Annotated in this window: 18 protein-coding genes; 7 read left to right on the forward strand and 11 right to left on the reverse strand. The window is 44.1% G+C overall.

Features of this window, described 5'->3' with window-relative positions:
• Window positions 1-86 precede the first annotated feature (86 nt).
• Both B2W36_RS02110 and B2W36_RS02115 read right to left on the reverse strand, forming a co-directional pair.
• A complete protein-coding gene (locus tag B2W36_RS02110; protein ID WP_293886297.1) occupies window positions 87-2,078 on the reverse strand; it encodes a RagB/SusD family nutrient uptake outer membrane protein in 1,992 nt (663 codons plus the stop codon).
• Between the two features lie 11 nt (window positions 2,079-2,089).
• Entirely contained in the window at window positions 2,090-5,362 is a 3,273-nt protein-coding gene (locus B2W36_RS02115) for a SusC/RagA family TonB-linked outer membrane protein (RefSeq protein WP_293886298.1), read from the reverse strand.
• Window positions 5,363-5,871: 509 nt separating this feature from the next.
• On the opposite strand from B2W36_RS02115, the gene B2W36_RS02120 reads away from it, so the two are divergent.
• The 6 genes from B2W36_RS02120 (at window position 5,872) to B2W36_RS02145 (ending at window position 16,312) form a co-directional block, all read left to right on the forward strand.
• The gene (locus tag B2W36_RS02120; RefSeq protein WP_209575077.1) at window positions 5,872-6,462 is read left to right on the forward strand and encodes an RNA polymerase sigma factor; all 591 of its coding nucleotides are present in this window, start codon (window positions 5,872-5,874) and stop codon (window positions 6,460-6,462) included.
• Window positions 6,463-6,535: 73 nt separating this feature from the next.
• The gene (locus B2W36_RS02125) at window positions 6,536-7,633 is read left to right on the forward strand and encodes a FecR family protein (protein ID WP_293884928.1); all 1,098 of its coding nucleotides are present in this window, start codon (window positions 6,536-6,538) and stop codon (window positions 7,631-7,633) included.
• Between the two features lie 53 nt (window positions 7,634-7,686).
• A complete protein-coding gene (locus tag B2W36_RS02130) occupies window positions 7,687-10,896 on the forward strand; it encodes a SusC/RagA family TonB-linked outer membrane protein (protein ID WP_293886299.1) in 3,210 nt (1,069 codons plus the stop codon).
• 18 nt (window positions 10,897-10,914) lie between these two features.
• The gene (locus B2W36_RS02135; RefSeq protein ID WP_293886300.1) at window positions 10,915-12,294 is read left to right on the forward strand and encodes a RagB/SusD family nutrient uptake outer membrane protein; all 1,380 of its coding nucleotides are present in this window, start codon (window positions 10,915-10,917) and stop codon (window positions 12,292-12,294) included.
• A gap of 12 nt (window positions 12,295-12,306) precedes the next feature.
• Window positions 12,307-13,440: a TlpA disulfide reductase family protein gene (locus B2W36_RS02140; RefSeq protein ID WP_293886301.1), complete on the forward strand. Its 1,134-nt coding sequence runs from the start codon at window positions 12,307-12,309 to the stop codon at window positions 13,438-13,440.
• 25 nt (window positions 13,441-13,465) lie between these two features.
• Window positions 13,466-16,312, forward strand: a complete 2,847-nt coding sequence (locus B2W36_RS02145) for a M16 family metallopeptidase (RefSeq protein WP_293886302.1) — start codon at window positions 13,466-13,468, stop codon at window positions 16,310-16,312.
• 171 nt (window positions 16,313-16,483) lie between these two features.
• Here the strand turns inward: B2W36_RS02145 and B2W36_RS02150 are convergent, their stop codons facing one another.
• Entirely contained in the window at window positions 16,484-17,287 is an 804-nt protein-coding gene (locus B2W36_RS02150) for a hypothetical protein (RefSeq protein ID WP_293886303.1), read from the reverse strand.
• Between the two features lie 208 nt (window positions 17,288-17,495).
• Between B2W36_RS02150 and B2W36_RS02155 the strand changes: the two genes are divergently transcribed.
• A complete protein-coding gene (locus B2W36_RS02155; protein ID WP_293886304.1) occupies window positions 17,496-19,943 on the forward strand; it encodes a mechanosensitive ion channel family protein in 2,448 nt (815 codons plus the stop codon).
• Between the two features lie 79 nt (window positions 19,944-20,022).
• Here the strand turns inward: B2W36_RS02155 and B2W36_RS02160 are convergent, their stop codons facing one another.
• The 8 genes from B2W36_RS02160 to B2W36_RS02195 all read right to left on the reverse strand — a co-directional run bounded on the left by B2W36_RS02160 (window position 20,023) and on the right by B2W36_RS02195 (window position 24,762).
• On the reverse strand, window positions 20,023-20,478 hold the full coding sequence (locus B2W36_RS02160; RefSeq protein WP_293886305.1) for a hypothetical protein: 456 nt from the start codon (window positions 20,476-20,478) through the stop codon (window positions 20,023-20,025).
• 11 nt (window positions 20,479-20,489) lie between these two features.
• Window positions 20,490-21,104 carry a CHAP domain-containing protein gene (locus tag B2W36_RS02165; protein ID WP_293886306.1) on the reverse strand — a complete coding sequence of 205 codons (615 nt, stop codon included), beginning with the start codon at window positions 21,102-21,104 and terminating at the stop codon, window positions 20,490-20,492.
• The gene (locus tag B2W36_RS02170; protein ID WP_293886307.1) at window positions 21,023-21,409 is read right to left on the reverse strand and encodes a hypothetical protein; all 387 of its coding nucleotides are present in this window, start codon (window positions 21,407-21,409) and stop codon (window positions 21,023-21,025) included. Before B2W36_RS02170 ends, B2W36_RS02165 begins: the two co-directional genes overlap by 82 nt.
• A 26-nt stretch (window positions 21,410-21,435) precedes the next feature.
• On the reverse strand, window positions 21,436-22,011 hold the full coding sequence (locus B2W36_RS02175) for a DUF6266 family protein (RefSeq protein ID WP_293886308.1): 576 nt from the start codon (window positions 22,009-22,011) through the stop codon (window positions 21,436-21,438).
• A gap of 91 nt (window positions 22,012-22,102) precedes the next feature.
• Window positions 22,103-22,747 (reverse strand): DUF6266 family protein, encoded by a 645-nt coding sequence (locus tag B2W36_RS02180; RefSeq protein ID WP_293886309.1) that lies wholly within the window; start codon window positions 22,745-22,747, stop codon window positions 22,103-22,105.
• Between the two features lie 145 nt (window positions 22,748-22,892).
• Window positions 22,893-23,021 carry a hypothetical protein gene (locus tag B2W36_RS02185; RefSeq protein WP_293886310.1) on the reverse strand — a complete coding sequence of 43 codons (129 nt, stop codon included), beginning with the start codon at window positions 23,019-23,021 and terminating at the stop codon, window positions 22,893-22,895.
• A 239-nt stretch (window positions 23,022-23,260) separates the two neighbouring features.
• On the reverse strand, window positions 23,261-23,719 hold the full coding sequence (locus B2W36_RS02190; RefSeq protein WP_293886311.1) for a hypothetical protein: 459 nt from the start codon (window positions 23,717-23,719) through the stop codon (window positions 23,261-23,263).
• Window positions 23,716-24,762 carry a hypothetical protein gene (locus B2W36_RS02195; RefSeq protein ID WP_293886312.1) on the reverse strand — a complete coding sequence of 349 codons (1,047 nt, stop codon included), beginning with the start codon at window positions 24,760-24,762 and terminating at the stop codon, window positions 23,716-23,718. The genes B2W36_RS02190 and B2W36_RS02195 overlap by 4 nt, the downstream gene beginning before the upstream one ends.
• Between the last annotated feature and the right edge of the window lie 99 nt (window positions 24,763-24,861).

A 24,861-nucleotide genomic window follows, 5' to 3' on the forward strand; every position in this document is an offset into this window, starting at 1 on the left:
ACTTGGACGGGGTTAATACAAATGATTCCGGGAAACAGCTTCAGCAACAATTTTGCGATGGCATTTCCCGGAATGATCTGTTCCAATTAGTTCGTAGGAGACTGTCCAGCCACAGTAGGCCAGCCCGGATTTTGATAGATTATAGAATTTTCAACAGACCCGTCGGTCGATGTCAATTGAAAATGTTCTACGGCGATCGGCGAAAGGTAATGTGCCATGACGAATTTTGCTCCGGCATAAGAAAGCGCACTACTTTTTATTTCCAATGGTCTCAGATATACGCTTAAAGCAGGGTCCGATACCACAGCCTTGTCATTGGTAGCACCATAAATCAATTGACCGGCGGTATACCAGCTTTTCATTGGTCCCCATAATTTAAATCCTTCAAAGTGGTATGGAGTCGTGATTAATTGATCTATCGCTCTCCAGCGTTTTAGATCCATTAGGCGCAGTCCTTCCGCCATCAATTCATTCCGACGCTCTCTGCGGATATTATACAGCGTTGCATTCACCTGGATACCTGCGGAATAACTTCCCCAATCCAACTTTTCTTTGGTCATATCTGTTGCACCTATGGTCTTATCGATATCCGTGGATACTTTGGCACGCTCTCTCAATTTTGCCCAATAGTTACGCGCGGTATTATCTAAATTTCCATTACGTTCGTAGGCAGCTTCAATATAATTTAAATAAGCTTCACTGGCGCGGAATGTCACACTGCCCGTATACGCCTGTCCGTTATTAGTCTGCTGGCCATCGTATGAAATTCCTTTGCGGATTGTATACCCAGTGGTATAGCGCGTTTCCCAACTCGAATCGTAGATTCTAGGCACCGGTTCAACGGCGGTTCCATGCGATCCCACTGTTGTGTTGACCAATATATTGCGTTGTCCAGGCTCTTTAAGGAATAACTGCAGTCTGTCATCTCTGTCTTTTCGCACATCAGCAATGTAATCATCGCCATGGTAACCGCTACCCGCGGCATAAATTGGCAGACCATTGCCCATCAAGAAACTTTCGACCATCCCCCTAGTCAAGCCTACTGCATAGTTTCCGCTCTGCGCGTACACGGGTACGTTGTGTGTGACAAGAGAAAGATTGTATTGCCGCCATAAAAGTACTTCACTATATCCGGACATATCCACTGCGCCAAACATACTGAAATACGGATTTTCATTGTTTGGCGATTCGATAATTCCACTATTTTCAACCAAAAGAATATTGTCTGCTACAGTTTTCGCGGCACCCATTGCCTGATCTAAAAAATAGTTTATTTCATTATCAATGCTTCCGAGCGGGTAATTGTAATTTGCCGTGAAGGCCTTGTTTTTACCCGGCCAATTCGGGCCATTAGGGACAAAGGCCGTTCCTTTGAAATATTTTAACCATGTACCCTCGTACAAAGCAACGCGCGATTTCATCAGAAGGGCAACATTTTTGGAAATACGTTGTTTTTTCCCGTCAGGAGATGCACTTTTTAAAAGCGTAATAGCCGAATCCAGATCAGACAGTATAAAACGTGCCACCTCATTTCGAGGCGAGCGCATGCTTGCATTAATCAAGGCCTGTTTGTCGCCGTCGTTATAAACATCTTTTACGATCGGAAAATCCCCGAGATTCTGAAGCTTATTAAAATACTCATAGGCCCTTAAAAAATACGCTTCGCCGATGTAATGCGCCACATTTTCGGAATTTCCGAGGATCTGGTTGTTTTTCCATTTAGGCAGCACATTTTTGAGGAAATAATTCATTTGATAGATATTCTCAAACTTCCAATCCCCATCTTTTGCATCGACACGCCACTGTCCGGGATTATACCGGTTGTCAAAGGTGGGGTTGATCATATTGTCCGAATTGGCATCGATACCAAATGTTCCAAAGTTCCAGTTTGCATGCGAAGGAAGCAGGCCTGCATAGCGGCCAACGGTGTAAGCGGCCAGCTGGGATTCCTCATTCAGGTAAGCTTCCGGTACGATTTGAGAGGGCGGCGTAATATCCAAATATTTATTACAAGAAGCTGTCGCTGCGATCAGTACCGCTCCCAAAAAGAATTTTATCGTTGTTGTATTTAATTTCATGGTATTAATTATTAAAATGTAGCACTTAAACCTGCAGACCAAACTTTAGTTAATGGATAGACCGTTCCGTTGCTGCCGCCATCAATTGTTTCAGGATCATACATGCCCGCAACTTTGGAGCCTGTCCATACATTCTCACCGGAGATATAAACTCTAAGTTTTGAAATTCCAAAGCGCTTTGTTGTCTCCATTGGAACAGTATAACCGACCTGAATATTTTTGATGCGGATATACGCTGCGTTTTGTAAATATCGGGTTTGTGCTTGCTGATTTTTATCGGTACCAAATATCGGACGTGCATAGTAAGCATCCAGATTTTCACCAAGCGCATTATCGGCTGTCCGGAAATAATCTTCATGTTCTTTCAGCCCTGTTGACCACCACTTATTACTTGTAGCTCCCCAGAAGTAGTATCCCCCCTGCCAGTAATCACGTTTCATGACACCTTGTAAGAATAGACTGAAGTCAAAGTTCTTATAATCACCATTGAAGTTGAAACCAAACGAATAGCGCGGTGTACTATTTCCGATGATGCTTCGGTCTCCCGGATTACTTTCGGTACTGCTTCCAGATCCGATTTTTCCATCGCCATTTAAATCTTTGTACATGATATCGCCCGCACCCCATTGGCTTCCAAGGTCATTTTGCCCGCCATTCGGCAACGATGCCAGGTGGGCATCCATTTCTTGCTGCGATTTTGCGATGCCAATGGTTGTATATCCCCAAATTTCTCCCAGACGCTGCCCTGTCCGGTAGGTATTGTTATCGAGACTTCCGGTATTATTCGGATAATTGGTCACTGTTGTACTATAATCCGACACTAAGAATTTGGTACTGTAGCGAAATCCGCCCTCGGTCCTATCGGTCCAGCCAATGGTCGCTTCAAATCCTTTTGTCTCCAAATCGGTATTATTGGTTTGTGGCACCTGCGTTCCCAAGACGGCAGGCAACTGTGGTGCCGGTCCCACCATATCAAGCGTTTTACGTTTAAATACTTCAAATGAACCCGTTAAACGGTTATTCAATAGCCCAAAATCTATTCCCGCATTCAGCGTGTTGATCGATTCCCAGGTTAAGGTCGAACTCACCAACCCTGCTGCGCTAGCAGTATTGGGCCGCGTATTGTTGATCAGCCAGGCTCCGTTGGTAATGCCGACCGGTAACAGTATATACGTAGGATACCAGTCTGTGGTATTCTGATTGCCCAACTCCCCATACGAGGCCCTTAATTTCAAATAGTTGACAAAGGAAACATTATCCGTAAAGAACTTTTCTTTGGAGATGTTCCAGCCTGCAGAAACGGATGGGAACCAGCCCCAGCGGCTATCTGCTCTAAAACGCGACGAGCCATCATAGCGTAAGTTACCTTCTATTAGATATTTATCCGCATAATCGTAATTGATACGTCCAAAAAATCCGGCATTGGCCCAGTTCTGATATTGCCCTGTCACCGTTGGCACGGTAGGTTTTCCATCATAATCTGTGCTAGAGGTCAGATTAAGAACAGGCTGGCCGGGAACCAAAATGCCATCACGCTGTGCCGATAGATCGCGGTAAGCGGTATTTTCAACCTGAAAACCGACCATTGTTTTAAAATGATGATCTCCTATACGTTTATCATATTCTGAATGGGCACTAATGTTATAATAATTTTCTTTCCACGCGTATTCATACACATTGGAGTTGCTTTTGTACACATAAGGCTCGCCCTTCACATCATAGTTGTACAATTTTTGAGAATCCCAATGGCGGAATTGCGTCGTCGTACGATAATTGATGTTAGCAATGGTTTTCCAGCCGCGGATAGGTTCCAAGGTCAATTGCAATTGCTGATAAATATAGTCTTTGGTTGATTTGTCCGTACCACCGTCACGCATACCCAGTGCTGGCGACGGCGAACTGTATAAATGTCCATTCGGATCATAGAGCGGCAGCGTTGGCCATCCTTGGCGACCAAGATCGTCATAAAAGGAATTTGTCAGTGCGGCTGGTCTTTGATAATCCTCCCGAACGAGACGCGCATTGTATCCGACGGTTAAAATATCGGACAATTTGGAATTTATCTTTGCCGAAATTGCGTATCGATCATAATGGTCGGTATTGAAGGCCATCATGCCCTGCTGCTTCATAAAATTTCCCGACAGGTAATAGGTTGTTTTTTCAGTCCCACCATTAATACTTAAATTGTGTTCTTGTGCAAATGCATGGTCTTTATACATGGTATCGAACCAATCCACATTATCGTTGCCATAGCCATAGCCATCTGCCCAGTAGGATTGGTTTTTTGGATTGGGTATGATAGAGGCCGAGATGACGCCATTTTTGTAATCTAAAATACGTTTCAAATCATCTGCACTGAATTCACCCTGGCTTCCAAAATTTTCGTCTGCCTGGTTAAAATAATTGGCAAAAGTCCAGGAGTCCATCATTTTCGGCAACAGTGTCGGCGCATTGATGCGAAAACTATTGTTGTAATTTGTCGTTGTTTTGCCCGACTTACCTGATTTTGTGGTCACTAAAATAACACCAAAAGCTGCCCGTGAACCATAAATTGACGCAGCGCCAGCATCTTTAAGCACCGAAATATTTTCAATATCCTGCGGATTTAATGCCGACAATGAGCCCTCAGAACCATCGATCAGGATCAATGGAGACGATGAAGACGTACCGATGGTACCCGTACCACGAATATTTATAGTGGGATTACTTTCCAGTGTTCCACTGTTTTGGGAGATATTGAGCCCGGGAGCCAATCCCTGCAATGCCTGAATCGCATTTCTAACCGGTCTATTTTCCAATTGTTTCGAATCGACTACAGCTACAGATCCCGTCAAGTTTTCGCGCTTTTGTGTACCGAAACCGACCACCACGACTTCCTCCAATTGAGAAAATCCGGATTTGAGCACAACATCAATCTGCGTTCTACCTGCGATAGAGACCTCCTGACTATCGTATCCCACCATGGAAAATACAAGTACTGCATTCGCATCATTCACGTTAATCTTGAACGCTCCGTTTTGGTCGGTTTTCGTTCCCAGATCAGATCCTTTTACCTTTACAGATACGCCCGAGAGCCGCTCATTATCCCCTGAAACTGTACCACTGATTGTTATTTGGTTTAATTTTCCTCCTGTTTTCAACACGGCAAATGTTGGATCAGTCGCGTAAGGCATTGCTTTTACGGTGGCATTAAATGACACGGCTAACAATGCAATCATTTTCCACGTCACCACGCCTTTATATTTGGCGTGGATGACATCCTTTTCAACATAATTTCTGTTCATTTTTTATAGTTTAATAGTGATTAGTCGATTATTCAGTTGTAATTGCCGGAAAGGCAGCCGCTGTAAAAGCGCCATATAGCTATCCGAAAACTTTAGAACTACAGAATGATCAGGTGTTATTTTTTGTTGGTTATTCCAATTCTTCAAAGGAGTCAGTTATTATATTGCTCAACGATCTTATGAGATTTATAAAACAGAACTGTGTGATTCCTTTTAAAAAAATGGTATTCCAAAATTAGGGGGAATGGGAGAATTGGATGTTCAAATTCGACGCAAAATTGTTCAAATTTTAATGTCTAGGCCTTTAAAATAGCTATTTTACCCAACTATCCTGTGGCATCCCCAAGAAAGGATGACGGTAGTTAAGCAATCCGGTTGGCGCCATTGGAATGAAACCGCCAAAACAAAAATGTCTGCATAAAACAGTTGGGCATTAAAAATCGAGCGGGACCTTTTATTGCAAATAATCACAAATTTATCTAAGTTTGTCGTCACCTACTACGACTAACGTGAATCTTAAAAATGAGATCGAATCTAAATATATCCTTCAGCGCCTACAGCAGGGTGACAGGCAGGTGTTCGACCTTGTTTTTAAATCTTATTGGGATCCCCTATTAATTTATCTGTCCAAACTGGTGAAAGACCAGACCGATGCTGAGGATCTTTTACAGAATATTTTCGTCAACCTCTGGAATAAGACACAATCGTCCGAAATACAGGATATTCACGGCTGGTTATACGGGGCTGCCCGCAAGAGCGCTCTTTTCTATCACCGAACCCAAGGCAATCAAAAAAAGCTGATTGCGTCTATTTTGGAATATATTGAAGTAACCGGATTTTCGTTGAGCGAACAGCAGCAAGGTAAGGAGCTTCAGCAGATTATTGATCGTGAAATTGAACGGCTCCCAGCAAAAATGAAAGAGGTATTTCTATTGAGCCGACAGGAACAACTTAGTTATAAGGAAATTGCAGAACGTCTCGACATCTCTGACCAAACGGTCAAAAAACAGATCAGCAACGCACTGAACATTCTGAGAAACAACCTCAAGAAACAAGGTCTCTATTCGCTTCTCCTCCTCCTTCTCATCGATTTAAAATAAATTTCATCCTTTTTTAATATTTATCTACCACCAAATACGTTTTGGTGCAACTATACTATAAACAATGGCGCTCATGGAACAGAAAAACATTGCAGAAATCTTATTGAAATACGAACTCGGCATAAGTTCAGCGGCGGAAAACCAACTGATAGAATCGTGGTACGAATCGCAGCAAGCTGTGGAATGGGAACTGGACGGCGCCGCACAGGAAGACCGAAAAAATGCCATACTCCTTCAAATCCAGGAGCAGCTTGATGCAAAACCAGCTTCGCGTAGGCCATTGTACCGGAGAGCCGCTTGGATCAGCGCTGCAGCTGCCGTCCTGCTGATTGCTTTTGCTTTACTCTTTATCCCGCGTGGACAGTCGCATCGCGATACTCTAGCCGCGATAGATCAATTCAAACCCGGACAAGAAAAGGCCATCCTGAAATTGGAAGACGGATCAAGCATCGCACTCAACGGAGGCAAATCGGGTGTTAAGATCGTCAACGGTACGGCTGTCTATTTAGATGGATCGCCTGTGAGCGACACGGAATTGCAATCGCGCGAACTGATTGTTGAAGTTCCCAAAGGTGGACAATATCAGGTCAACCTGCCCGATGGGAGTAAAGTATGGCTGAACGCTGCTTCGACACTCACCTATCCAATGCAATTTTCTGCCGCCAAGCGGGAAGTCTCGTTAACAGGAGAAGCCTATTTTGAAGTAAGCAAAAATCCACATCAACCCTTTATCGTAAAATCCAGAAATCAAGAAGTCAAGGTATTGGGCACCATTTTTAACATCAACAGTTATGACAACCGCGAGTTTGTGGAAACTACGCTGCTTGAAGGTTCGGTCGATGTAAATCAACGCCTGCTTGTACCCGGACAGCGATCGCTCATCTCCAAGACATCGATCCAGATTCTACCGGCCAATATCGAAGCAGCGACGGCCTGGAAGAAAGGATATTTCCTATTTGACAACGAACGGCTCGATGCCATTTTGGCTACACTTTCGAGATGGTACAATGTAGATTTTGAATACGAAGACTCTGCTACGAAACAGCTTGTCTTTTGGGGGTCTATCGACAAAAATCAATCATTGACCAAAACGCTTACCTTTTTGGAAAGCACCGGTCAATTAAACTTTAACTATCGTGACGGCAAAATAGTTGTCCACAAAAATAAATAACGAAGCCTTTTTAATACAGAAATCTAAACACATTAACCTAAATCACAGACCCGATGAATCGTCTAAAAAACTTGCTATTGGTCACGTCGCTTCTTGCTGGTAGCACAGTCGTTGGTCAACAGCTCAATTATCAGGGCAAACCAACACTCAAAGAACTTTTTTCAACCATCCGACAACAGACAGGCTATAACATCATTGCTTCCGGCAATCAGATAGACCTTAATACCGTCGTTAAAGTTCAGGCAAAGGATAAAGCCTTGCGCGATGTTCTTGAAGAAGCCTTTAAGGATTTACCGTTCACTTTTAAGATCGTTGGAAAAGAGATCACCATTCTTCCGCGGGAGAAAAGCGGCCAACAGCATCAAAAACAACAGCAACCTGCCAAACAGCTTTTTGTGGACGGCACTGTACGGGACAAATCCGGTCCCGTAGAATTGGTAACCGTTTACAACAAAAGCAACGACAAAGTCACTTTCACCAATGATAAAGGCGCTTTTAAAATCGAGCGGACCAGCCATACGGATACCTTAGTATTCAGTTCCGTTGGTTACGAAGAAAGGCAGCTTGCTGTGTCAACTAGCCAAAACACCGTTACCATGCAACTGTTGCAGACGCAGAACCTGCTCGATGAAGTCAGCGTACTGTCTTATGGACAAGAGGTATCCAAACGGCTCAATACGGGCTCTACTTCTAGTGTCACTGCAGCCACCATTGAGAAAACACCGACAGCAGATCCACTCATTGCGCTCCAAAATCGGGTTCCCGGTATGATGATCAATACCCTCAACGGGTTACCGGGCATACAGACCCAAGTGCAGATACGGGGTATTAATACCGTCAACCAGGATGGTGAAGCGCGACAACCCTTGTACATTGTTGATGGTATTCCTTTTAATAGCAATTCACTCGCCTATATCGGTGCGAATGGCCTCACCTCCTCCTATTTGGGTGAAAGCCCTTTTAAAAGTATCGACCCAAGCACGATTGCCAGCATTGAAGTACTTAAAGATGCAGATGCTACCGCCATCTATGGCGCCCGGGGTGCCAATGGTGTGATCCTGATCACGACCAAACGCGGTAAGGCAGGTCGCCCCACCATCAGTGCTGATTATTACCATAGTTTTGGTTCTATCGCTAACTATGTAAAAATGCTCAATACCGCCCAATATCTGGAGATGCGGCGTGAAGCTGCAAAAAACGATGGTGTCGAACTTACGCCCAATGACTACCCTGACCTGCTGAAATGGAGCCAAACTGAAGATCACAACTGGCAAAAAGAATATTTTGGCAATGTCGCCCATACATCCAATGCTGAATTATCGCTATCGGGTGGATCATCGGGTTTCAACTACCTCCTTGGTGGTGGATTTAGGCGTGAAAATACCGTATATCAAAAGAAAAATGGTCTTTCCGTCGGTAACTTCCGAAGCAACCTCGACTACAACAGTAACGACGGCAAATTTAAAGCTTCCCTTTCGGCGAGCTATGCAACGGATAAAAACGAAGTCATTCCACTATCGTTTACCAACTTTCAGACCCTGCCTCCAAATTTCTCCCTTTACGATGCTGATGGAGAATTGAACTGGACTATAGATAACCCCATTGCTGCGTTGGAGCGTACGCTTGAAAATAAAACTAAAAATTTAATCAGCAATATTGCGCTGAGTTATGAGTTGTTACCTAATCTCGTGTCCAAAATCAATACCGGTTATACGCGCATGAAAATGGACCAGCTCGCCATCAATCCACGGAGATCATTCAGGCCGTCCGAAAACATCTTGGGCAACAACAGTTTTACTAAGGCCAGCGCCGCTACCTTCAATTTTGAGCCTCAGCTGAATTATGATCTGATCGTGGGGCGCAGTTCATTTCGTGCCCTTATCGGGGGTACTTATATCCATCGCGGTAATTCAGCAATTACCACAAGTGGAAACGGCTATACAGACGACAGTCAGATTAGGGACATCACTGCCGCACCAATTATCAACATCGAGCCCAAGGACACTCAGTATCGTTTTCTTTCGGGATTTGCTCGTATGGGATGGACATTTGACCAAAAATATGTCATCAATGCAACCGTCAGACGTGACGGCTCTTCCCGTTTTGGTCCAGGGAAAAAATATGGTAACTTTTGGTCTGTCGGTGCAGCCTGGATCCTCAGCGAAGAGAGCTGGCTAAAGGATAATCAGTTTGGCTTGAGTTTTGCCAAATTGCGCGGCAGCTATGGTCTGACGGGTAATGATAATATTGGCGACTACTCCTATTTCGTCAATTACGAACGTATATTCGACAATTACCAGGGGCAGGGCTATCTTCCCAAGAACCCATTCAATGCAAATTATCAGTGGGAAGTCAACAAAAAACTTGACCTTGCTGCTGAAATGGGCTTCTTGAAAGACCGCATCATCTTTGAAGCAAACTATTACCGCAATCGGTCGGGCAATCAATTAGTTGGCTATGGATTACCTACACAGGTGGGTTTTAGTTCGGTCAATCAAAACCTGGATGCCAATGTACAGAATAGCGGCTGGGAATTTAGCCTCCAGACCACGCCGATCAATACATTGGCTTTCACCTGGAAAACAAACTTTACGATGAGTATCAACCGCAACAAGCTCTTGTCTTATCCCAATCTTGCAAGTTCTTCCAATAGCCTTACTTATCAGATCGGTAAACCATTAAATCTGATCTGGGGGTATGAATATCTGGGAATCAACGCTGCAGATGGGCAACCGCAATTCCGCGATGTGAATGGCGACGGTTTTATCAGTTTTCCAGATGACTATGTTCCTTTGGCGAACAATATTCCGACATTCTTTGGTGGTCTGGGCAACTCGTTCAATTATAAAAACTTTGATCTAGACGTGTTTTTCAGTTTCAAAAAGAACACACATATTTATAATTATCCCTTTACGAGTGCCGGAAGCGTCATCAATGCCCCCGCAATTGTCTTGGACAGATGGCAACATCCGGGTGAAGAAGCTAAATTTCCGGCCTATACCACCAACTCCAGCACCATGTCCAATTACAATTCATCCGGTGCCAATTTTGTGGACGGGTCGTACATCCGTTTAAGCAATATTACTTTGAGCTATTCGGTACCCGGCAAGATTCTCGAGAAGCTAAAACTTAAAAACCTGCGCGCTTATGCTACTGGGGCCAATCTACTGACGATCACCAGCTACAAGGGTACAGATCCAGAGACCGGCGTGGATATGCCGATGCTTCGCACATTTACGCTAGGGATACGGACTTCATTTTAAACCATTTAGACTACGGATATGAAAACCAACTATATCAAATTATTCAGCCTCCTTTTACCTGTTGCTGTCGTTGCAAGCAGTTGCAACAAGCTGCTGGAGGTGACACCAAAATATATCTACACGACGGACCAAATTTATGCGAATGACACCATGGCCGACAGTGTGGTGGTCGGGATGTATGGCCGATTTGCTGCTTATCAAAATGATCTTTCACTGAACACGGGATTATCTTCTGACGAGTTGATACCCGGTGTCAATAGCTTCAACCCAGGCTATAGTTTTATGTACAGCTACAACCTCAATCCCTTTTCGGCGCAGACGAATGACTTTTGGGGAAATCTATATTCCATCATTGGGGTTAGTAATGCAATCATTGAAGGCGTTGGGCAATCCAAGGGCATGACGCAAGCGGGCAAGGATGAAGCCATTGGTCAGGCCAAATTTATGCGTGCTCTCAATTACTATTTTTTGGTCAACCTCTATGGCGATGTTCCTTTGGTGCTGACGACCAATTACCCGGAAGAACGCCTCAAACCGCGCGCGGCGGCAGCGGCAGTGTATACGCAGGTCATTCAAGATCTGCAAGATGCCAGCCAGCTTTTGGCATCAGATTATCCGGGCGAACGCGTCAAGGCCAATAAGTGGGCAGCACTGGCTCTGCTCTCGCGTGTATACCTATTCACCAAAGAGTGGACCAAAGCCGAGGAGGCCGCCAGTCAGGTGATTGCACAGTCGCAGTTGTTCCAACTGGGCCACTTTGACCGTGCGGATGGGGCTGAGCCAATGGATATCTTCACCAAAAATAATCCCGAGCAGATATTGCAGCTATGGAACAGTATGGGCGCCTCCATTGGTATCGGTATAAAAGGAGAATTTGCCAGCTTTGGCGTGACTGAAGATCCAACGGGTCTTTTGCAAGCCTTTGAGGAGAACGATAAACGGAAAGAAAACTTCGTCCGTTTTGAAGAAACGGTAAACGGCTATCAGATCAACAAATACCGTTCGGACGGCGAAGCCGGATCTGCAAACAATGAGTATACGTCGGTATTGCGCCTGGGAGAACAATACCTTAACCGCGCCGAGGCACGTCTGGAACTTGGTCTGCCAACAGCGGTTGAAGACCTCAATACCATACGCAGGCGTGCGGGACTTTCGAATTTATCCGATGGTTTAACCAAATCTCAGGTCAGTGCAGCAATCGTGCAAGAACGCCGTGTCGAACTCTGTTTCGAATGGGGCGACCGTTGGTTTACCCTCAAACGTTTGGGACTAGCCGATAATGTGATGAAAAAAGCAAAACCGAACACCTGGAAGACGTTTGCCCAGCTCTACCCTTTACCGACCGTTGAGCTTCAAAATAACAGGCAATTAACGCAAAATCCGGGATATAACAACTAAACACGATATACAATGAGAGTTACGCTATTAGCTTTTGCCTTTCTTTATTCCATATGCTTCGTTAAGGCGCAGGAAAAAGCAACATACCACCTTCAGGGAACGCTTGCGGGCGTACCAAAAAATCAACAGGGAAAACTGTTTCTGCAACGTTTTGGTTCCGATCTCCTGCTTGATTCTGCCCGGCTGGAACAAGGTCATTTTCGCTTTACAGGTACTTCCGAAGGACCCGAAATCGCGAACCTATTTTACATGGATGCTGCGGGGGAACGATCTGAAACATTGGATTTTTATCTCCACCCAGGCAAGATTAACATTCGGGCCCGGTTTGGTCAGCTCAACCAAGCGGAGATTGCTGGTTCAGCACTCAATACCGAAGCTAGAAGTTTTGACAAAGCGAACGAAATCATACTCGACAGCATCAATACGCTAATGGCTGCCTATTTCGAGGCAGAGAATGCCTTTTCCCAGGATAGTTTTCGCATGGATTCGCCGGCACGGACCACCATCAACACGATTGACGCGAGCCTCAACAAGTGGTCTGCGGCACTACAGACAGCGCAGATCAATTATGTGCAGCAGCATAGCGATCGTGTACTGAGCCTTTTTAAACTGCAAGCGCTGCTGAAAGATTCCAGCAATCAAAAAATTGTATCCGAGTTATTCAACAAGCTGACGCCTTCACTGCAGGAATCTCCGCTGGGACAGGAGGTAAAAAATCAGCTCGCCAACCTCCAAAATCTAAAAATCGACGATATTGCACCAGCGTTTGCATTGGCCGATACTACCGGTCATCAGGTGAGGCTGTCCGACTTTCGGGGCAAATATGTACTCGTTGATTTCTGGGCCAGCTGGTGTGTACCCTGCCGCGTGGAAAACGAGCATGTGCAAAAAGCCTATAATGCTTTTAAGGCAAAGGGATTTGAAGTATTGGGCGTCTCCACAGATTTCGCACTCAACAACTGGAAAAAAGCCGTCTCGGACGACGGTATGACCTGGACCAATGTGGTTGATCCAGAGGGTCAGGTAAGCCTCCAGTATCATATCAAAAGTATCCCCTCCAATTATTTATTGGATCCCACAGGTAAAATCATCGGCATCAACCTTCGTGGCGATGCTCTTTATGAAACGCTAAAAAATATATTCTAATTCGCTATTTTATACACTCAATTATATGCATTTAAAAAGACTGCTCTACCTGTCGTTGTTAGGTTTTAGTCCGGTGCTTGCTTATAGCAATACGTCCTCCGGAGCGATTGAAATCGCGTGGGCACACCACGAAGCTGACACCAGCATTTTACCTTTTGACAAAAGCGTCCGTTATGGTAAACTGGCCAATGGACTCACCTACTATATCCGTAAGAATACCGAACCCCAAGAACGTGTTTATATGTATCTGGTCAACAAGGTAGGATCTATCCTGGAGAACGAAAAGCAACGTGGGCTGGCTCATTTTCTGGAGCATATGGCCTTCAACGGCACGACGCATTATCCCGACAACAGCCTGGTTGACTACCTGCAAAAAAATGGAATCAGCTTTGGAGCCGATATCAATGCGTATACCAGCTTCAACGAAACCGTGTACCAACTGCAGCTGCCCTCCAATGATGGCAAACTTGTTGGCAATGGCTTTCAGATTCTTCAGGACTGGGCACAGGGCATCAGTTTAACACATCGAGAAATCGACAAAGAGCGCGGCGTGATTTTGGAAGAAAAACGTGCCGGCAAGAGCTTGGGCGAGCGCATTCAGGACAAGACCTTGCCCGTAGCGCTTAATCAGTCTCTATATGCCCAGCGTATTCCCATCGGTACAGAAGAAGTCATTCAACATTTTCCCTACCGGGAAATTGAAAGTTTCTACAAAAACTGGTACCGCCCCAACCTGCAAGCCGTTATTGTCGTCGGCGACATCGATGTCGATCAGACCGAGCAACTTCTCAAAAAGCAGTTTTCGGCGCTTAAAAACCCTGTTAAGCCTACACCCCGCCAAACGTATACCATTCCGTTGCAGGGCAAGAACCAATTTATGGTGGTGACGGATCCTGAAATTACCGCAACGTCCATCGATATCAGCATCAAACACCCTGAGCGGAAATTACAGAACCTGTCGGACTATAAGCACAACCTGATCAAGACCTTGTTTAACACCATGATGGCAGGGCGATATAGTCCGTTATTTCGGCTATCCAATCCGCCATTCTTGAGCGGCGGGGCATCACTAAATGGCTTTATGGGCGGACTGGATGTATTCCAGATTCAGCTCACCGCCAAACCCGGCCGTCTGAAAGAAGGATTTGATGCAGTATGGCGCGAGCTGCTGCGAGCCAAAGAATATGGATTTACAGTCACGGAGCTGCAGCGCGCTAAAGATACCTATATGAGCGGAATGGAAAATATGCTGCAAGAAAAAGACAAAATTGCATCCGAACAGTACGTGCAGGAATATATCCAGCATTTTCTGAACGATGTAGCATCTCCGGGCATCGATCATGAAATGAAATTGACGCGCGAAATGCTTCCGGCGGTCAGCCTTTCGGATATCCAGCAGCTCTTGCAACAGTATCTAACCGATAGCAACCGCGACATCATTATTTCAGCTCCTGAAGCCGATCAGGCAAATCTGCCGAAAGAGGCCGATATCAACAGTTGGATCGCTACGTTGTCCAAAGAGAAGCAGACTGCATTCTCGGAGGAAGCCAACGACCTGCCACTGCTCAAACAGGAAGTACAGCCCGGTACAATTGTTAAAGAAGAAAAAGACAGCAGGTTAGGAACCACGACTTTGACGTTGAGCAACGACGTCCGGGTAGTCTTAAAACCGACCAACTACCAAAACAATCAGATCACCTTTCAGGGATATTCCTACGGTGGAACATCGCTTTACGATGACCAAGATTTTCAGAGCGCGACGAATGCCGTTGGCCTTATTGCTGCCAGCGGACTGGGCAACTATACTGCCGACCAATTTGAAAAATCATTAGCCGGACGAACGGCCTCGGCTTCCCCCTTTATTAGTGAGACTGCCCAGGGCGTGAGCGGCTACGCCAATAACAAAGATCTGGAACTTGCCCTGCAGATGATGTATGGATATTTTACAGAACCGCGTCTGGACACGACCATTGTTGCCGGTATCCTGGCCAATGCCAAAGACGGACTGAAAGACCGCGATAAAAATGGCGACGCTGTATTCCAAGACTCGGTGATGGCCATCCTTTCGGGCAATAACATCCGACGGACAGGCCTAACACTGGCTAAAATCAATCAGATCAATCCTCAGCGTGCTTTGGACATCTACAAAGAACGTTTTGCCAATGCTTCGGGATACAATTTTACTTTTGTGGGCAGCTTTGATATTGAAAAAATAAAGCCCTTGCTTGCCAAGTATATTGGTGGACTACCGAGCATCTCGTCGAAAGCACCCGCTTACCGTAATTTAAACATCCACATACCTGCCGGGAAGATCGAGAAAAAGCTGGCGCTGAGCAAAGAAGACAAAGCGATGGTCTATCTTGTTCTTTCGGGTCCATATGACTATAGTGAGGCAAATAACATGGCTTTGCAGGCCTTTCGGGAAGTATTGGATATCCGTTTGTTGGAACGACTACGTGAAGAAGAAGGTGGTGTGTATTCGCCATCGATCCAGATGGATTATAGCAAGCTGCCTGATGCCCGTTACACCCTTACGGTAGCTTTCAGCTGTTCGGTGGCCAACGCGGACAAACTGGCGAAGTATTCACTTGAGGAAATTGAGAAATTAAAAGCAGCAGGACCATCTGTTGTCAATCTCGACAAATTCAAGGCGAACGATAGGCTAAGCTATGAGTCGGCCCTCAAAACAAATGATTTCTGGTCAAACTACCTGTACAGCAACTTGTACAATGGAGATGATATGTACCGTATTTTTGAACGCGCATCGTTACGCGATAAGCTGACTCCAGCGCTGGTTAAAGCTGTTGCCCAACGCTATATCAGTGACCAGAACGTCATCAAGATCGTTCAGCTTCCAGAAGTGAAAAAATAAATACAGCCGGGCTATTGACCTTTCATTATCGTCATAAGCACTAAAAAATGAAAGCCGTAAAGAACTATATTCTTTGCGGCTTTCTTGTGTACTGATATATTTACTTCCTCTTCAAATCCAACGCTGCCTGGTCTATGTGCATCTTTTTGAGCTAAATAAAGCGAAATGATATTATTTTAGCGATATACGTTTTGCTAAAGTTTTCAACGCCCCTTTGTAGGAGTCCAAACCACCCATAAATGGTCTTCTGGTATCGGAAAAAAGCTGTCTTCCGTTGGAATCGTAGATGGATAATTGCACTTTAGTATCATAATTTGTGGAGGTATAGGAATTATTGGACTGCACCGCCGTACCTTTCGATTTATTGTCCTGCTTTTTATCGTTATAGGTAACTACGCCAGATCCGTAACTCATACTACCTTTATTCTGTATGTCATAAACTCCCAAGACCACATAGTTGACATTTAGAAGTTTGGCCAGATCATCTGGGGTGTGGTTTGCAATATCTGCAAAAGCTATTCCAGACTTGGACAAAGCCGCATTTGTGGTACGTGCATCTTGTATCTGGAAAGACATTCCCCTCGATTTGAGCGCATCAATACAGGACTGTTGAATTTCCCGACGCATGGCATCCGTGGTTAAGCCAGATTCGTTACTGACCACCTCAAAAGGGATTACAGCAAGTAAATTTCCTGTCGATGTGGAGACTTGGGAAGTGCTGGCAGTATTCGCAAATACCTCTTCACGACCGTTTGCAAATACAATTTTTGATAACGCTTGTTTCTTCAATTCATACTGCACATCTTCTCCGGTGTAGGAAAATTTTATACCATCATCCGTTATTGATATGACCTTCCCCTTTTTTTGTGTTCCATCAGCAAGATAGATAACGTCCTCTTTGTTCTGGGCTAGGCTCAGAGAAATACTCGCAAACATGATTGCGAAGAAAGTCGAAAGTTTAAGAATTGCTTTCATGATGTGTTTTAATTTAGATCTATCTATTTTAATGATAACACTTTAAGTCATAAATCGTTTGTTTTTTTCTTCGCTATGTATAGACAAATAAAAGCTGCAAAAATGGAGCTGCATAACATGCTATATATCTATAATTTTTTTAATATATTTAGTTCCAGATACTAATCCATTGTCGACTTAATACACTTAAAACGCCCAGCCCGTTGTTATGAGATCACTATATTTTGCCCTTATTTCATTTTATCTTGTCTGCCAACCTTTAATAACCGTTGGGGGACAGAGCAATTCTGCTGATTCAACAGGTGGAGGTTTTGTTGCTAAGATGGAATCTTTTTTTAAAAAATCTGCCAAAATAAGTCAAGAGGATGTGCGTGAAGATCGAGCTTTGATACGCCAGAGTTATGTCATAGAAGAGATTAAGACTCTGGGGCAGCAGGCCCATACCTTTTTAAAGAAAGGGTTTGACACTGTACAGATCAACAATAGTTTAGATCGGATTCTAATACGTCATAAAATTGCTAAGGATGGTGTATTTGAAAATTCGGGTACGGCGCAGTCGTCCAGGAATCTTACCGTTTCATACAATATTTTAAGCGCACTATCCATACAGGTAAAGAGCTACAAAAAGGAAGTTGATCGGTATCAGGCAAAGCTAAATGCTTTTCGTCTCGGTCTGGATTCACTGAGCAATGATCAAGCATTATTTATATTTCCGAAAGACTCCGCGGAGCTGCTGGGTTATGTTGGACGCCTACGCATTCTCGCGATGGATGTATCGCCTGTTATTAATCAGCTGAAACAACGGACAGCAATGATCCATAAGCATCAGATGCGTATCAATCTTGAATTGATGAAACTGGAATCGGATATGGAAGAAATACAGTTTTTTCAAACGTCGATTTCGCAAAAGACTTTCGACAGAGAGTTTGTTAATATTTGGGAGCCCAGTAGATTTGACCGTCCCTTCAACGAAATTAGTTACTATTCTTACACGAAAGCCACAATTCTATCTTATTATTATCTCCGCTCCTATTGGGGTAGATTTATTCTCTTTTTTCTCAGCACGCTACTTGTCTCCACTTACATCTTTTCCCTACGAAAAAAACTTGTGGATTACAGTTCCATATCCGATAGCATTCTGCTCAGGCATCCGATAAGCTGTGGCTTATTAATCGGTTTTGGAGTTGCACAGTTTATTTTTCCGTCACCTCCTTTTATATTAACTTTTTTTATTCTCAGCATTAGTACATTCATGCTATGCCTTATATTAAAAAATTCTATTACTAAATACTGGCTAACGGTTGTTTACCTACTTCTTGCTGTCTTTGTCTTGGTGGGCATTGACAATCTGATTCTTCAGCCGTCGCGGGCAGAAAGATGGGTAATACTGGGTCTAGCGCTATGTTCTTCTTTACTCGGACTTGGTATATTGCTCCATAAAAAGCGCCATAAAGAGCTGAGAGAAGAATGGATTTTATTTCCAATTGTATTGATGGTTGGGATAGCGGTTAGTTCAGCTTTATTGACTCTTTTTGGCCGATTTAACTTAGCTAAAGCGATGCTAATGGCTGGAATAACGAACGTGATTGCTTGCATCATATTCTTATGGATTATCCGCTTGGTCAACGAAGGATTAGAAAAAGCTTCTTCTGTTTATCAAAATCAAGAACGCCGGTTATTTTATATTAATTATAACCGGCTTGGCAAAAGGGCCCCAACATTTTTCTACGCCTTATTGATTGTCGGTTGGTTTATTATTTTTGCAAGAAATTTTTACGAGTTTAAATTTATCACAGATCCATTAAGGGATTTTTTGCAGTCCGAGCATCAGATTGGCAGTTATCATTTTTCCTTTTATAATCTGGCCATATTTTTATTTATCATCGTAATATCCACCGTGCTCTCCAAGATCGTTTCTTTTTTTGCTTCAGACACCCCTTGGAATTCGCGCGAAGAACAGCATCAAAGCAATCGCTTCAAACTGGGCAGCTGGATATTATTGATACGCATCGCTATTATTGTGACAGGCTTCTTTTTGGCGTTCTCCATTTTGGGCATTCCAATTCAGCAAATCGGTATTATTATAGGCGCTCTGGGCGTCGGTATAGGCTTTGGCCTACAGACACTTGTCAACAATCTCGTCAGTGGACTGATTATCGCTTTTGAAAAACCTGTTAATGTGGATGACCAGGTCGAAATAGGAGCTGTGTCTGGGAAGGTCAAGTCCATCGGTTTTCGCAGCAGTGTGATATCCACTTATGGCGGCGCAGATTTAATTTTACCTAATGGCGATCTGCTCAATGCCCATGTGCTCAACTGGACATTATCTGGAGGAAAAAAACGAAGCAGCATAACACTGGAAGTAAAATATGGCGCAGATCTCGAACGCACAAAACTCTTGTTGGAAAATATCATTAAAGCAGAAGGCGAAATCCTACATGCGATGGGTTCGGGCATACAGTTTACACAGGTAAGCGCGCAAGCGGTGGGTATCTTGGTCTATTTTTGGATTAGATCTTCTAAAAATGAAGGGACTATTAAGAGCAATATTTTTACTGCCATATATAGAAGCTTTGATGCCGAAAATATCGAACTTGCTGTTCCAAAACAGGAATTTATTCTTGACCGAAAAGATGCTAGTAAAAAAAAATCTTAGAAAAAAAAGGCTAGGAAACCACCCCTAGCCTATAAAAATACAATGATCTAACTTGCTTAAAGCATCCAAAAAACCATAGTCAGCGCAAGAAAGTTTTAAAAAAGTTTCGAAACTTCCAAGCCAGTGCAAATGCCACCAACAGCAATCCGATGAGCCAAAGATTGGGTACTGCCCATGCACTCCATTTTTCTGTGCTTTGCTGCTTCAGCATTTGTATGCGGCTAGCGCTACTTTTTGTAGAAGCCTCCTGTTTGGCACTTATCCTTACCTGAGATTCCAGCATGGCCAACTGGCCCTTTCGTCCGATTAGACCACTATCCGGGTGAAAGCGAAAACTGCTATCCGTCCAAAAGAGCCAATACCGCGATTGGCTGTCGCTCAGGCCGCTGTACCAAATATCCAGTTGCTGCTTATAATTGGACTGCGTTTGTTCTTGCCACTGAGCTTCCTTCCGCTCGCTTTGATAAAGTTTACAGGAATAGAGTAATGGGAAGATCATGAGAAAGCGCCCACGCTTGAATAAATACTTTAGCATAGCCCCTCCTTTCAGTCCAGCCAATTTGAAAACGCATGAATAGTGGATGCAGGGCGCCGCTTTGAAAGGACCTGATTACCTACATTTCCCTCCACAGTCAGTATCCAGTTTCCCTGCTTTTGACGAATCATACCCACATGGTTGATACGTTGGAGACTGGCGCTATAGATCGCGAATAGATCTGCCTGGCGAACACTCCCCTGCCCGATCTGCTGGGCTGTATAACGCCGAGCCACCGGAAAAAGTGCCGGGCTCCAGGGATTCCGCGGAGCTACTAATCCAGCTTTGCCGTAACACCAGGAGGCAAAAGCCGCACACCAGGCATCCCCCCTTCCCAGTCCGACATACGCGAGGTATTCCTCTACCCTGCTGCCATCGTTGTTGCCTGTGGCCTCGCGCACGCCAATCTCCTTTACAGCAAAATCCACAATACGCGCGCGTACACACGAACTGGAGTATCGTTCCAGTGATGGGTCATTGTCCCGCTCCAGGTCTGAACTGGTACTTCGGAGCTCAGCATAACTGCCTGACCGCTTCTTGTCAGCTACAGCAGTATTGCCAAAACGGCTAAGAACGAGAATAGCGACAGAAAGAATACCGAAAAATAAATAATACATTGTTGCCATGATGTCAATTGATTAAAGTGAAAACTAAATTCCTGACGGAAAAACTTAAAAGGCTGCCACAGGATTTCCTGGAGCCAGCAGCAGCAATAAATAGCCGCCGCGCCAGCCAATACGGCAAAGAGCAGCACGGAGAGGATACCTAGATCCAATACCCCGGCTGTAGGATCGATCGCCTGTAGCAAAAGCCCTGCTGAGATAAAAAATATGAGGAGACCTACCAGTACAATGCCAAGCACCTGTCTTCCTGTTAGCGGCCAATAGATATCCTCGATATCCGAGACCAGTTGTTTTTGTACTATTTTCATTGATTATTTTTAAATTATTCATCTAATTATTCCATTGCGAATTGGCTATACGCAAATAATCCTAGGTATTGACTGTCAGAAAAGCTTGCTTTTTCCCTGTCATGCACGATCAAATAAAGATGCACAGATAGCGTTTCCATTCCCTCAGGCAGCCGCAGCTGCAACTTGCCATCCTGCCGCAGGGCTGCTTCTTCATTGATTGCGGCCAATTCCTGTGCTATTGCGTAGGCACATAGGATGATCCCATCATCCCATTCATTGCGTCTTATCCAGTCCGCCATCGGATCCCAGGTGAGCGCGATATCTGCTCCTTTTCGCTCTATTGAATTTACGTTCAACGCGGACTTCGTGCCTGTACTCAGTTTTGCTTTGGCAGGGTCAACCTCAATATTTGGATAAGCACCCACCATAGCATTCTGCAATATGGCAGACATCGCCCGACCGATAGCCGGCTTTTTATTTTTACGTGAGGCATAGCCCATCTGCAGGATATAATTCACCGGATTGAGAAACTTCCGCGCTTTGGTGAATTTCATGCGGACCGTTTGTGTTCCATTAACCACAAAAGTTTTTCTTTCTTTTTGTTTCGATAATATTTTCATTTGATTTACTATTAAACCCATCTATGTGGGGGTAAACACCTTATAATTTATAATATGACCGGCACTATGTACCGGACATATTACTCATTCATTATACCAGATCAAACTCACCTAGATAGTTTGTCCGACTGATTCGCTTGTTCTTACGATCGGCAAAGAAGAGCCATAGCTGTCCCTTGCCGCCCAGAAAGTGTTCAGGCAGTTCAATATCTGCCGCTCCCAATCCCCTGGTCGGAGTTTCTGGTGCTGTCATAAATTCATCCAACTCAGGATGGTACAGCAAAATGTAGACACGGTCGTCAAGATTACCATTCTGTATTTCAATGGCTTTATTTGTCCAGCTGACCATTAATATGCCTGCGCCTACTTCCGCTTTAACCGTTCCGCCGGGCTGCAAACTTCCCTGGGAAATCTGTACCTTCGCATAGTCAAGCCTAAAATTGGGGTAAGTCCCTACAACAGCTGTTTTAATATTGGCCTGCAGCGCCGCATTTGTCGGCGTCATCGTATTCGCATTGACCTGCGAATAGCCTACCTGCACAAAGGGTGCGATAGGCATAATAAACTTGGCAATGGTGTAAAACCGTGCTTGCTGTATCAGTTGCTCTTCCGTTGCGGGCTTATTGCTCTTTTTTGAAAGCCCACGGATATAATCAATGCTTTTCCAGCTTGCTCCTATTACTGATCCCGCTTTACCGCTGAATCCACCATTTGCGCCTTTTCTAATTGTTCCCATGATATTATTTTTTTAAATTAACACTGTAAAAACTTGATTTATACCGGTATACCACGCTTTACACCAACAAACATAAAATCAATAAAATGGAATATCGAGGGCTAAAAAGGGGTAGTCCGGTCGCTGTCCGGGCTCTTTTTTCTCGTCAATCAATTAGGCTAATAAATGTCCGTTTGCTGTCCACATGAGCTCGGACATTGTAACGGCTATCATCGATAATCGTAGGCATATTGCTCTTGATCTGTTCGGGACTTGTCCATACCTGATTCGACATCCGCCTATTGTTTCTCTACCTATTCCCTACAATTTCCCTACGCTATTAGTAGGCGAACAGTGGAGCACCTGTAGGCGAATACAATTAGCATTGCGAACGAGATACGAATTGCTGGCGAAGAAGATTTAAAGAAAGGGCGAAGAAATACAAAATTAATGGTAGAAAATAAGGGCTGGCCTTGAAGCGTTAAAATCAAAACTAAACGAAAGAAGAAAATAGAAAGATCGGATCGTGGAGAATTAATCCGGAAGGTGGTGGTATTTCTTTTTAAAGTCTACCATATCTGCATGCAAAAAATATTTGCCTGTATGGTCTTTTTTGAATGGGAGGATCAGTCCCTGTTTTTCGCAACGGTATAGTGTCTTTGACACGATGCCCACATAGCGGCATACTTCTTTGCTGTGGACCAGTTGCAAGGGTGGATCCGGCAGTTTACGGAGAATCAACGTTTTGATCTGCTCAGAGGAATCCTTGATCTTGTCAAGAAGATACCTGAATGCGTCGTGCAAACAGGGCTGACGGCATTCTTTTGGCTTTGCAGAAAAGTCAAAACAGCCCTCACAATGTATAAATTTATTCATAGATTGGGATTTAGGATCAATCGCCCTCCCCTTCCATTGTTGGAAAACCAATTGATCGGGTTTATAAAAATTGAAGATTTTCATACCGACACAGCGTACATTATCACATCTATTCATTGATTTTTAAGTATTTTATTGCGGTATTGCACGGTCTGTTCAGAAAGTAAATTAAGAAATTTACTTTTGAGCCGGCTTGAGCTTTTGACCATCAGATTGGACCTTCTTAAAATGGCATGGAATGACAGTTCCAGAAAAGACAGGATTTCCGAATGGGTGGTGCTGACATTTTGCAGCATGAATAAGGTGAAAAAAGCTTTTGTAGGCTTATTCCCCACTCCCATCAATGTAATGCCCTCCCGCATCACCGATTCAAAATCATAGAATTCGATCCATGCTCCTTTAATTTTTTTACCTTCCATAATGACGGGATTGAGGTATTTCACGAGTTTATCAACCTCATCCAATAATCCTTCAACAGTATTTTGCTGCTCAAACTTACCGTATACATGACATTCATCAATGAGCCGGAGCAGCTTTTCAAATGTGTGCCTATCCCATATCTCTTCACTGTCAATAGCAGCATAGCTTTCAAATATGGTACGAAAGCGTGATGGCAAGTCCAAGTGTTTTACTTTTCTCAGAAACTCTTCAAAGGAGATTCCTTCGTCCACAATATGATGATAGTACATAAAGATCTTAAAAAAGGCAAGTTGCTCAAATCCCACCAGATGAAACAATGGCACCTCGGAGCATACCATTTTCATCCAGGGACTTTCGCTACGGACTAGGTTTTCCATCTCCTCACAGAGGGCCTCGATATAATGCTGAAGATCTGTAAATTCAAGGCGCAACAAGGGTATATAGCTGGAATCGATTGTCAATACAGCCTGCGGTGCCGGGCCCAGTGATGTTGTAGGTTTGACCGCAGCAGCCTGTTGTTGCAGTTTTAACTCGATATCGTACATATGGATATCGAAATGGTGAGCAAGCCTATAAAATTCGGCACCAGTCAAATACGTAGCCCCCCTTTGCCGATTGCGCAGCGAACGTTTTTCAATGCAGAGCAATTCCATCATTTCCGCGGTTGCACGAGTAGAATCTTTTATTTTTTCTTCGATAATCTGAAACAGGATAAGTTGTATTTCAATATCTGGTGGCATACATTGGATAAGGCTTGAGTTAATTATGTAAAATAATAAACTTTCAATATAGTATAAATCTTATTTGATTAAAAATAAAACTTTATATAAAACAAGCAT

Source organism: Sphingobacterium sp. UBA3549, from assembly GCF_002376635.1.
Classification (GTDB): Bacteria; Bacteroidota; Bacteroidia; order Sphingobacteriales; family Sphingobacteriaceae; genus Sphingobacterium.

Excerpts from the sequence above, each read along its gene's own strand:
- B2W36_RS02110 (WP_293886297.1), bottom strand. The coding sequence starts at position 2,078 with ATGAAATTAAATACAACAACGATAAAATTCTTTTTGGGAGCGGTACTG.
- B2W36_RS02115 (WP_293886298.1), bottom strand. The coding sequence starts at position 5,362 with ATGAACAGAAATTATGTTGAAAAGGATGTCATCCACGCCAAATATAAA.
- B2W36_RS02125 (WP_293884928.1), top strand. The coding sequence starts at position 6,536 with ATGGAACAGAAAAACATTGCAGAAATCTTATTGAAATACGAACTCGGC.
- B2W36_RS02130 (WP_293886299.1), top strand. The coding sequence starts at position 7,687 with ATGAATCGTCTAAAAAACTTGCTATTGGTCACGTCGCTTCTTGCTGGT.
- B2W36_RS02135 (WP_293886300.1), top strand. The coding sequence starts at position 10,915 with ATGAAAACCAACTATATCAAATTATTCAGCCTCCTTTTACCTGTTGCT.
- B2W36_RS02140 (WP_293886301.1), top strand. The coding sequence starts at position 12,307 with ATGAGAGTTACGCTATTAGCTTTTGCCTTTCTTTATTCCATATGCTTC.
- B2W36_RS02145 (WP_293886302.1), top strand. The coding sequence starts at position 13,466 with ATGCATTTAAAAAGACTGCTCTACCTGTCGTTGTTAGGTTTTAGTCCG.
- B2W36_RS02150 (WP_293886303.1), bottom strand. The coding sequence starts at position 17,287 with ATGAAAGCAATTCTTAAACTTTCGACTTTCTTCGCAATCATGTTTGCG.
- B2W36_RS02155 (WP_293886304.1), top strand. The coding sequence starts at position 17,496 with ATGAGATCACTATATTTTGCCCTTATTTCATTTTATCTTGTCTGCCAA.
- B2W36_RS02160 (WP_293886305.1), bottom strand. The coding sequence starts at position 20,478 with ATGCTAAAGTATTTATTCAAGCGTGGGCGCTTTCTCATGATCTTCCCA.
- B2W36_RS02165 (WP_293886306.1), bottom strand. The coding sequence starts at position 21,104 with ATGGCAACAATGTATTATTTATTTTTCGGTATTCTTTCTGTCGCTATT.
- B2W36_RS02170 (WP_293886307.1), bottom strand. The coding sequence starts at position 21,409 with ATGAAAATAGTACAAAAACAACTGGTCTCGGATATCGAGGATATCTAT.
- B2W36_RS02175 (WP_293886308.1), bottom strand. The coding sequence starts at position 22,011 with ATGAAAATATTATCGAAACAAAAAGAAAGAAAAACTTTTGTGGTTAAT.
- B2W36_RS02180 (WP_293886309.1), bottom strand. The coding sequence starts at position 22,747 with ATGGGAACAATTAGAAAAGGCGCAAATGGTGGATTCAGCGGTAAAGCG.
- B2W36_RS02185 (WP_293886310.1), bottom strand. The coding sequence starts at position 23,021 with ATGTCGAATCAGGTATGGACAAGTCCCGAACAGATCAAGAGCAATATG.
- B2W36_RS02190 (WP_293886311.1), bottom strand. The coding sequence starts at position 23,719 with ATGAATAGATGTGATAATGTACGCTGTGTCGGTATGAAAATCTTCAAT.
- B2W36_RS02195 (WP_293886312.1), bottom strand. The coding sequence starts at position 24,762 with ATGCCACCAGATATTGAAATACAACTTATCCTGTTTCAGATTATCGAA.